This window comes from Salinimicrobium oceani (assembly GCF_012037645.1).
The window spans coordinates 1-447 of record NZ_JAAVJR010000642.1 but is presented as its reverse complement, the minus strand read 5'-3'; the positions used below and the strand labels follow the sequence as shown (position 1 = coordinate 447).

The 447-nt window shown below is 43.2% G+C and carries 1 protein-coding gene; it reads right to left on the bottom strand.

The features are described 5' to 3' along the window. Positions 1 to 20 precede the first annotated feature (20 nt). Positions 21 to 447 (bottom strand): SusD/RagB family nutrient-binding outer membrane lipoprotein (locus HC175_RS18665; protein WP_168139702.1); only part of this gene is annotated, 427 nt, incomplete at its 5' end.

The following is a 447-nucleotide window of genomic DNA, read 5'->3' as shown; positions in this document are numbered from 1 at the left end:
AGAATTATAGGAAGGGAGATTTATTCATCCCACCATACAGTTCCATAAATAGAATCTTCACCTCCAAATTGTCGTTCTACAGCCGCATTATAATTTTCTGCATTGTTGAAGGTTTCATTATCGGGATAGGCAAGACGCGTTGGTACAGGTCGGCCTTCGGGTTGAACAAAATCATTGGGAAAACCTGTTCTTCTCCATTCACTCCAGGCTTCATAGCCATTCATAAACAAATGGATCCAACGTTGCTCTGCAATTCTCTCAATAGCATTGGTGGCATCAAATGCGACCTCGGGCTGACTTAAAAATGCATCAACACCTTCGGTCGAACCAGTCCATTGAAGAATAGAACTCTCTAAAGCCATATTATAGTAAGCTTCTGCATCTTCGCTCACCCAGCCTCTTTCGGCAGCTTCGGCAATAGCAAACAAAACCTGGGCATAAGTTACC